The sequence below is a fragment of the Myxococcus sp. RHSTA-1-4 genome, from assembly GCF_020037125.1.
Taxonomy (GTDB): Bacteria; Myxococcota; Myxococcia; order Myxococcales; family Myxococcaceae; genus Myxococcus.
On the sequence record NZ_JAIQDG010000067.1, the window covers coordinates 26,498 to 34,812 of the forward strand.

Below are 8,315 nucleotides of genomic sequence, written 5' to 3' on the forward strand. Positions count from 1 at the left end.
CGGGCAAACCGCATTAAAGGAAGAGCGGATGCGAACGCTCTTCATCGGTGACGTGCACGGGTGCGCGGAGGAACTGGACGCGCTGCTGGCCGAGTGCGGGTGGCGGCCAGGCGACCGCGTGGTGCTGGTGGGCGACCTGGTGGCGAAGGGCCCGGACTCGGCGGGCGTGGTGCGCCGGGCGCGCGAGGGTGGGTTCCTCGCGGTGCGGGGCAACCATGACGCGCACGTGCTGCGCTGGCGCGCGGGCCGGGGGCCGAAGGGCAAGACGCTGAAGCCCGAGCACCAGCAGGTGCTGGACACGCTGACGCCGGAGGACTGGGCGTGGCTGGAGGCGCGGCCGCTGTACCTGCGCTTCCCGGAGCTGAACGTGGTGGCCGTGCACGGCGGGCTGGTGCCCGGCGTGCCGCTGGAGCAGCAGAAGGAGGACGAGCTGCTCAACCTGCGCAGCATCACCGCGGACGGCACGCCCTCGAAGCGCGTGGACGGCGGCGACCCGTGGGGCAGCAAGTGGCCGGGGCCGGAGCTGGTCATCTTCGGCCACGACGCCATGCGCGGGATTCAGCGGCACCCGCACGCGCTGGGACTGGACTCGGGCTGCGTGTACGGCGGCAGGCTCTCCGCGTACGTGCTGCCGGAGGGACGGCTGGTGTCGGTGCTGGCGAAGCGCGCGTACGTGGACGTGGACGCGTCACCGTGAAGCCTTCCGCGGACGCTCGAAGGGCTCGCCCTCGTGGGACAGCATCGACTCCCAGCCGCCATCCCCGGTGGGGGCAGCGTCCATGTGCCGGGGCCCACGGTCTGCGGCCCGGCGCGGAAGCGCGGCGAGCGTAGCGCTGACGAGCCCCGCCGCATCTCACAGAACGCGCAGTGGGTCCTGCCGGGAATGGAGAACGGCATGGATTACCTGCTTCCCGGTGGACACGCGGTGCCCTAAACCCGCGACGGCGCACGCCTTTCGAGCAATCGCGAGTGAATCCGGGCACTTCAAGTCCACGGGGCAGACCTCGCCAGTCCCACCTGTCACCCGGAGTTCCCTACAGTCTTGGAGACATTTTGGAGACGAAACCAGGGGACACCATGCTCCAAGAACCTTCGCGCTAGGAGCGTGTTGGAGTAACGGCAAGAACCTACTTGAGGCGTAGGCAAGGGCGTGATGCGCTTGCCTACCCATGAGCAAGGTCTTCCGACCCTACGCCCCCGAACAGTCGGAGTTGCTGCCGCCCTCGCCTCGAGACTGGCTGCCGGACGGGCACTTGGCGTACTTCATCCTGGACACGGTGGTGGAGCTGAACCTCAGGCCGTTGCTGGCCCGGTATGAGCGGGAGCTGCGCGGCTACCCGCCGCACCACCCGCGGATGATGGTGGGGTTGCTGCTGTACGCCTACTGCGTGGGGGTGGCCTCCTCGCGCAGGATTGAGAAGAAGACGTACGAGGACATCGCCTTTCGCGTCATCGCCGCGGGGCAGCACCCGGACCACACCTGCATCAGTGAGTTCCGTCGCCAGCACCTGGACGCGCTGGCGGGGCTGTTCGTGCAGGTGCTGGCGCTGTGCCAGAAGGCGGGGCTGGTGAAGCTGGGGCACGTGGCGCTGGACGGCACGAAGCTCAAGGCGAATGCCAGCAAGCACAAGACGATGAGCTACGAGCGCATGCAGCAGCGCGAGAAGGAGCTGGCCGAGAAGGTGGCCGAGTTGCTCAAGAGGGCCGAGGAGGCGGACGCGGCGGAGGACCAGCTGTACGGCAAGCTGAAGCAAGGTGACGAGCTGCCCAAGGAGTTGCAGCGGGCCGAGACGCGGCTGGCGAAAATCCGCGCGGCCAAGGCCGCGCTGGAGGCCGAAGCCAAGGCGGCCCATGAGGCGCAAGACGCCCAGACGAAGAAGGACTCGGACGACGAGCCGCCGTCTGGGCCGACGCCCCTGCCCGAGCACCGGGTGCCTACCGAGAAGGACGGCAAACCCACCCCCAAGGCCCAGCGCAACTTCACCGACCCGGAGAGCCGAATCCAGAAGACGAAGGACGGTTTCATTCAGGGCTTCAATGCGCAGGCGGCCGTGGACGAGGAGCACCAAATCATCGTGGCGCAGGCGCTCACCAACCAGCCGCCGGACGTCGAGCACTTGCTGCCGCTGCTGGAGCAGGTGGTGGAGAACTGCGGCGGGGTGCCCGGGGCGGTGACAGCCGACAGCGGCTATTTCTCCGAGCAGAACGTGGTGCGTGCAGCGAGCATGGGCGTCGACGCGTACATCGCCACCGGCCGACTCAAGCATGGGGTGGAGCCCCCGCCAGTGCGGGGGCGGATGCCACGAGACTTGAGCCTCAAGCAGTGGATGGCGAGCCGGCTGAGGACGAAGAAGGGCCGCCAAGTGTACGCCCGGCGCAAGGTGGCGGCCGAGCCACCCTTCGGCCAAATCAAGCAGGGGCGAGGCGTCCGGCAACTGCTGCTGCGCGGGCTGAAGAAGGCGCGCGGGGAGTGGGCGCTCATCTGCCTCACCCACAACCTCTGCAAGCTGCACGGCGCGATGGGGACCGCGTAGCAGGAGTGGCATCCGCCCGCGAAGGGCGGACGTGGAACAAACATTCCTTCCACGGGCGCCCCCGCAGGGAGAGGGACAGGCGGCCCAGATGCTGCAGGGCGCACTTTACCCGGTCGCATGCCCCCTACAGCAACACGCTCCTAGCAGCCATCGGCCAAGGCCGGCTGCTGACCGTCCGGGAGATCGCGGAACGGCTGGGAGTATGCGGGGCACTCATCTACAGGCTCTGCTCTCAAGGCAGGCTGCCACATCTGAGGGTTTCCAAAACTATCCCCTTCCGGCCTTCCGATAACGCCCCCCTTGCCCCACAGCGGCTTCGATGGCTAATGATCACAAGCCCCCCGACGGACGCACCTACACCTACCTCAACCAGCAAGCCTCAGCCTCTTGGATTTTGGCCTTTTTTTTGCATCTACACTCCTCGGCAAAGCTCCGTCACGTCCCGGACCGTTCGTCGTCTTTACATCAGTGGAATCACGGGCAAAGTCGCCCCCTTGACTGCTTAGCAGGCAGTTTAAGGACACTGGACTTCAGACCATGTGGAATCCACTTGAAGAGGGGGTTAACTTATGGCTTAACATGCTGTCGTGCTCGACCAACCGGAGCTTTCCCGTGGCTCCTCCAAAATCATTCTGGCGTCACGGCACTGGGGCGAAAGGTACCCGGCCCTTGATTTCTTGGGCGAGCACGTTACCGAACCTGAAAAACTCAAGCTCACTCGCTTGCTTGATATGGCAGCGAGCAAGTTCCCGATCAACAACCGCGAGAAATGTAAACAGATCGAAGGGGAACTTTGGGAGTTCAAGAGCCATCAGTTGCGGTTGCCTTACGTGCTTCGACCTGGAAGCTTGGTTGTTGTCACTCATGTTTTCAGGAAAAAGCGAGATGCCATTCCGAATGAGGAAATCACCCGTGCCTTTGACATCGTGAAGTACTTCGACAAGTACTTTGACTTCAAGACTTTTACGTACAGGAGAGAGTGACCATGAGCGCACCCAAGCGGGAGTTCCCCGATTTCGAATCGGAGGCGCTCTATCAGGAGGAAGGGGCGATTCTGGAGTTCACCGAGCAACTTGTTGACGCCATGCAGAAGCAGGATATGCGTCGATCGGAACTCGCCCGCATTCTTGGGAAGAGCAAGCCGTACATCACTCAAATCCTGCAGGGCTCTACGAACTTCTCTCTTCGAACCGCCGCCAGGCTCGCGCTCGCGGTTGGGATGCAGTTGACCGTGAGACTTGAAGAGAAGTCGAGCGCGGATGCGGAGTATCAGCCGCTGAAAACGTTCGTGAAGGACTGCAGCATGGTGGCCGCCGAGGAGGCGGTTGTCTTGAGACTCCATCACGTCAGATGGGCTCTGAAGACGCCCGCCTCCTTCCCTCCCTCTACTGAAATTCAAATCGGATGACCGAAAAGACCGAGAAGACGCCTATCCAACTCAGCAGCGAGGTCGCGCGAGTCGTTGACCTTGAGGCTGTTGTGCTGCGCTCTTCGTCTGTGCAATTCCTCGGATCCGAGGCTGGTCCGCCGACCGCCCCCGGCCCCATGGTCATTCAACTTCAGCACAAGACGAGCCACGCTCTCAATAGAACCGCCAAACTCCTGGATGTCACGGCGAATCTCATCCTATCTGCTCGCGACAATGACGAGTCCGGGCCAGAGAGGGTGGTTATCAAAGCCGAGTTTGTGGTTCGATATTCAATGACTGAGGTCCCGGACTTGACCGATGACCACTATCGTCATTTCGGAAGTCTCAATGTCATGGTGAACGTGTTCCCTTATTTTCGAGAACTCGTTCACACTTCGACGTCTAGAATGGGGCTTCCTCCATTGGTTCTGCCTCTCTTCAAAATCGCCAAACCGGCTTCTGCCAAAGCTCAACCCAAACCGTCCAGTCAGAACTGAGCTTTCGCCGCATCTTCCAAGCAACTCTGCCTATCGGGCAAACCCGCTGCAGATTAAGCATACTGTTACCGCGCTCCCTGGATGATGCTGAAGGGCGCCAAATGAGACGCACTGGTGTTAGCTCCCGCGTAGTTCCACCGGCATTCATTCGCGCAATTCCGCGAGCCTGAGCGGCGCATTTCCCGCTTTCAAGGGTGCCGGTGCGCCAGCGTGGTGAGACAGCCGAGACAGGGAGGCCGGCCCTGGAGGCCCCCCGCGCACTGTGCGCGTTGCTCGCATGGACGGGCTTGCGTGATGGCCATCACCGCGAGCACGCGTCAGCGCGCCTCGCCCGATGAGGGGCATCACCGGGGAGAGTCCGTGTGTGTCAGGGCGCGGTGTCCTCGGTGAGGGGGCGGTGGCGGTCCGACTCCTCCTGCATGACGCCGAGGGTGCGGTAGCGGGTGAGGCCCTGGCGCAGGGCCTCTACCTGATTGAGGAGCGCGTCGGCGAGGGCCGCCTGCGCGGAGGGAGGGCTCGGAGCCGCGGCGAAGTATCCGTCCGGTCCTGCCATGTGGTGGCGGTGAACGAGGCGCCGCAGAATGCGCGGCATGATGACGACCAGCCTGGCAGTGACGACGAAGACGGAGCCCGCGTGGTTGGCCGCCGCGCGGCAGCCGCGGTGGACACCGGAGGTGGCCGCGGAGGTGGTGCGCGCGTGGAAGGCGGAGGGAGGGACGCAGTCGGCGTTCATGCGCCGGTATGGGTTGCCGCGCGAGCGGTTGCGCTTCTGGACGAAGCGGGGTGAGGAGAAGGCGGAGTGTTGACGCGCACCCTGGTTGAGGGAGTGAGGCCCGAGTTCGAGCCGGCTGAGTGATGGGGTCGCGACGCCCGCCCATCGTCGGCGAGAAACTGGAGCGCCGCGCCCGCTGAGGTAGCAGGCGGTCAGGAGGACGGGGAGGAAGGTGCGCAGAGGATGCTGGAACACCCTCCGCGCGGGCCCCGGAAACCCCTGCGAAATGAGAACCGGGACACCCGAGCTTCGACGCTCTCGAAGAGTGACCCGGGTCTGCTCTCGAAAAATGGACCACTTGCGCCATGAGCGGCGAGCGGCCCGCGCGGCGGTAGGCGCGGGACGGTCGGCGCCACCGGGGGCTCGGGGGCAGTAGGCCCCCGGAGGCGGACTGGCGGACGCGCAGGTGCGTGGCGTGCTGGGGCGCCATGGCCTCGTCATTGCGCCCGCGTCCGTGTCGCATCTGCCGTCGCTGGTTTCGGCCGGACCCGAGGCTGGGGCAGCGCCAGCGCGCGTGCTCGCGAGCGGAGTGCCAGGCGGCGCGGCGCAAGAAGACACAGGCGGCGTGGCGGGCCGCGCACCCGGACTACGAGGCGGCCCGGCGGCTTCAGCAGAAGGCGACGCAGGGCCGGCGGGAGGCGCCGCGGGTGGTGGCGCCGCTGCACCGACTTCCGTGGGACATGGCCCAAGACGCGTTGGGGGCGGAAGGTGCTGAATTCCTTGGGGAATTCGGCCGAGTGCTGGTGCGGCACGCGCAAGACGCGAGGAGGGTGCAAGTGCTTGATTCGACTTGAGAATTCGGCCGACTTGGGGGGCCGCGGGGGAAAGACGCGAGGCGGGCGGTGGCAGGGTGGGCGGCCATGGATTGGGAGCTGCACCAGCTGGAGCTGCGCTACGCGGCATTGAGGCGCACCAGCCCGCGCAAGGAGCGGGCGGTGCTGGCGTCGGTGTCGGCGGTGGGGCAGCAGTCCCCGGTGGTGGTGGTGCCGCTGGAGGACGGCCGGGCGGTGCTGGTGGACGGCTACAAGCGCGTGCGGGCCTTGAAGCGGCTGGGGCAGGACACGGTGCGCGCGACGGAGTGGGCGCTGCCGGAGGTGGAGGCGCTGCTGCTGGAGCGGCTGCTGCGCAACGGCGAGGCGGACGGCCCGCTGGAGCAGGGCTGGCTGGTGCGTGAGCTGTGCGAGCGCTTCGGGCTGTCGTGCGCGGAGGTGGCCCGGCGCTTCGACAAGAGCGAGAGCTGGGTGAGCCGGCGGCTGGGGCTGGTGCGCCAGCTGCCCGAGTCCATTCAGCAGCAGGTGCGCCAGGGGCAGCTGGCGGCGCATGCGGCGATGAAGCACTTGCTGCCCTTGGCCCGGGCCAAGAAGGCGGAGGCGGAGCAGCTGGCCGGGGTGCTTTCGGGGCGGCAGCTGTCCACCCGGGACATCGGCGCGCTGTGCGTGGCGTGGCGGGAGGGCAGCGCGGCCACCCGGGCCCTCATCCTGGAGAATCCGGCCCTGGCGCTACGGGCCGCGGCCGAGCTGGCGCGGCCACCGCCGGTGGCCCGCCCCGCCCAACGCGTGCTGGAGGACTTCGCGGCCCTCGGGGACGTGGCCCGCCGGCTGGAGCAGGCGCTGCGCGAGGGCCAGCGGGCCGGGTGGGTGCGGCCGCTGCACCGGGAGCTGAAGCACGCGGCGCAGGGGGCGCGTGCGCAGCTGGAGTCCCTCTTCACCCTCTGCCACCAGGAGACGGACGATGCTGGATTCCAGTGAGAGGACTTCCATCCTCGAGCTGCACAAGAAGGGCATGGGCCTGCGAGCGATTGCGCGCGCCATGAAGCTGTCGCGCGAGGCGGTGCGCGCCGTGGTGCGCAGCGGGAGTCCAGACGTGCCGCGCCCGGCGCGGGCGGAGAAGGCCGAGGCCCTCGAGGCCGACATCCGCGAGCTGCACGAGCGCTGCCAGGGCAACCTGGTGCGTGTCCACGAGGAGCTCGTCCAGCGGGGCGCCACCCTCTCCTACCAGGCCCTCACCGGCTTCTGCCGGCGCCACGGCATCGGCGCTTTGCCCCCCAAGCCCGCCGGCCGCTACGTCTTCGAGCCGGGCCAGGAGATGCAGCACGACACCTCGCCGCACCTGGTGCGCATCGGCGGAGTCCCGCGACGCGTCCAGACGGCCTCCGTCGTCCTTTGCTACTCGCGCATGCGGCTGCTGCAGATGTACCCGGCCTTCAACCGCTTCACCTGCAAGCTCTTCCTCGACGAGGCGGTGCGCTTCTTCGGTGGCGCGTGCCGCACCTGCATGGTGGACAACACGCACGTCATCGTCCTGTCCGGCACGGGCAAGCAGATGGTGCCGGTGCCGGAGATGGAGGCCTTCGCCCAGCGCTATGGCTTCGGTTTCGTCGCCCATGAGAAGGGGGACGCCAACCGCTCCGCGCACGTCGAGCGAGGCTTCGACCACTTCGAGAGGAACTTCCTGGCCGGCCGCGAGTTCGACGACTTCGCCCACGCCAACCGCGAGGCACGCGCCTGGTGCGAGCGGGTGAATGCGAAGCCCCGGCGCGAGCTGCACGCCAGCGCCCTGGAGCTGTTCGCCAAGGAGCAGCCCTTCCTCGTGCCGCTGCCGGCCTGGGTGCCCGAGGTGTACGTGCTGCACCACCGCGTGGTGGACCTCGAGGGCTTCGTGCACGCCGACGGCCATATCTACTCGGTGCCCTACCAGCTCATCGGCCGGCGGGTGGAGGTGCGGGAGACGAAGGACCGGGTGCGGATTTTCGACGGGCCCCGCCAGGTGGCCGAGCATGAGCGCCTCTTCAGCTTCGAGAAGCGGCGGGTGACGGACCCGGCCCACCGCCCACCCCGGGGCCAGGGCGCGGCCCTCGCGCGCCAGCCCTCTCCGGACGAGCGCGAGCTGGGCGAGGCCGAGGCGCCGCTGCCGCGGTACTCCCAGCAGCTGAAGCAGCGGGGCGGTACCCGCTGGCCGGCGCTGCTGAGGCGGCTGGCGCAGATGCGCCGCGACTACCCGCGCAAGCCCTTCCTCGAAGCCGTCCGCAGCGCGGCCCACTACGGCCTGTACGACCTGGACCGGCTGGAGCGCATGGTGCTGCGCAACATCGCCACCGAGTACTT

10 protein-coding genes are annotated in these 8,315 nt (G+C 67.1%); 9 read left to right on the top strand and 1 reads right to left on the bottom strand.

The window, feature by feature from the left end; genetic code table 11:
- Positions 1-28: 28 nt before the first annotated feature.
- The 6 genes from K8638_RS43470 to K8638_RS43490 all read left to right on the top strand — a co-directional run bounded on the left by K8638_RS43470 (position 29) and on the right by K8638_RS43490 (position 4,439).
- Positions 29-697 (top strand): metallophosphoesterase family protein, encoded by a 669-nt coding sequence (locus K8638_RS43470; RefSeq protein ID WP_223760680.1) that lies wholly within the window; start codon positions 29-31, stop codon positions 695-697.
- Between the two features lie 472 nt (positions 698-1,169).
- Positions 1,170-2,534: an IS1182 family transposase gene (locus K8638_RS43475; protein WP_223760681.1), complete on the top strand. Its 1,365-nt coding sequence runs from the start codon at positions 1,170-1,172 to the stop codon at positions 2,532-2,534.
- 5 nt (positions 2,535-2,539) lie between these two features.
- On the top strand, positions 2,540-3,040 hold the full coding sequence (locus K8638_RS45510; RefSeq protein ID WP_370644258.1) for a helix-turn-helix domain-containing protein: 501 nt from the start codon (positions 2,540-2,542) through the stop codon (positions 3,038-3,040).
- A gap of 81 nt (positions 3,041-3,121) precedes the next feature.
- The gene (locus K8638_RS43480; protein WP_223760682.1) at positions 3,122-3,517 is read left to right on the top strand and encodes a type II toxin-antitoxin system RelE/ParE family toxin; all 396 of its coding nucleotides are present in this window, start codon (positions 3,122-3,124) and stop codon (positions 3,515-3,517) included.
- A 2-nt stretch (positions 3,518-3,519) separates the two neighbouring features.
- A complete protein-coding gene (locus K8638_RS43485; protein WP_223760683.1) occupies positions 3,520-3,942 on the top strand; it encodes a helix-turn-helix domain-containing protein in 423 nt (140 codons plus the stop codon).
- Positions 3,939-4,439, top strand: a complete 501-nt coding sequence (locus K8638_RS43490) for a hypothetical protein (RefSeq protein WP_223760684.1) — start codon at positions 3,939-3,941, stop codon at positions 4,437-4,439. The genes K8638_RS43485 and K8638_RS43490 overlap by 4 nt, the downstream gene beginning before the upstream one ends.
- Positions 4,440-4,806: 367 nt before the next feature.
- On the opposite strand, the gene K8638_RS43495 is transcribed toward K8638_RS43490, so the two are convergent.
- Positions 4,807-5,031, bottom strand: a complete 225-nt coding sequence (locus tag K8638_RS43495) for a hypothetical protein (protein WP_223760685.1) — start codon at positions 5,029-5,031, stop codon at positions 4,807-4,809.
- Between K8638_RS43495 and K8638_RS43500 the strand changes: the two genes are divergently transcribed.
- The 3 genes from K8638_RS43500 to istA form a co-directional block, all read left to right on the top strand.
- Positions 5,030-5,245, top strand: coding sequence for a hypothetical protein (locus K8638_RS43500; protein ID WP_223760686.1), 216 nt, complete (start codon positions 5,030-5,032; stop codon positions 5,243-5,245). The two genes, K8638_RS43495 and K8638_RS43500, sit on opposite strands and share 2 nt — an antisense overlap.
- Before the next feature lie 826 nt (positions 5,246-6,071).
- Positions 6,072-6,959, top strand: coding sequence for a ParB N-terminal domain-containing protein (locus K8638_RS43505; RefSeq protein ID WP_223760687.1), 888 nt, complete (start codon positions 6,072-6,074; stop codon positions 6,957-6,959).
- A partial coding sequence (istA, locus tag K8638_RS43510) for an IS21 family transposase (protein ID WP_223760688.1) occupies positions 6,943-8,315 on the top strand: 1,373 nt, incomplete at its 3' end. The genes K8638_RS43505 and istA, both read left to right, overlap by 17 nt.

Excerpts from the sequence above, each read along its gene's own strand:
- K8638_RS43500 (WP_223760686.1), top strand. The coding sequence starts at position 5,030 with ATGATGACGACCAGCCTGGCAGTGACGACGAAGACGGAGCCCGCGTGG.
- K8638_RS43505 (WP_223760687.1), top strand. The coding sequence starts at position 6,072 with ATGGATTGGGAGCTGCACCAGCTGGAGCTGCGCTACGCGGCATTGAGG.
- K8638_RS43490 (WP_223760684.1), top strand. The coding sequence starts at position 3,939 with ATGACCGAAAAGACCGAGAAGACGCCTATCCAACTCAGCAGCGAGGTC.
- K8638_RS43495 (WP_223760685.1), bottom strand. The coding sequence starts at position 5,031 with ATGCCGCGCATTCTGCGGCGCCTCGTTCACCGCCACCACATGGCAGGA.
- K8638_RS43475 (WP_223760681.1), top strand. The coding sequence starts at position 1,170 with ATGAGCAAGGTCTTCCGACCCTACGCCCCCGAACAGTCGGAGTTGCTG.
- K8638_RS43485 (WP_223760683.1), top strand. The coding sequence starts at position 3,520 with ATGAGCGCACCCAAGCGGGAGTTCCCCGATTTCGAATCGGAGGCGCTC.
- K8638_RS43470 (WP_223760680.1), top strand. The coding sequence starts at position 29 with ATGCGAACGCTCTTCATCGGTGACGTGCACGGGTGCGCGGAGGAACTG.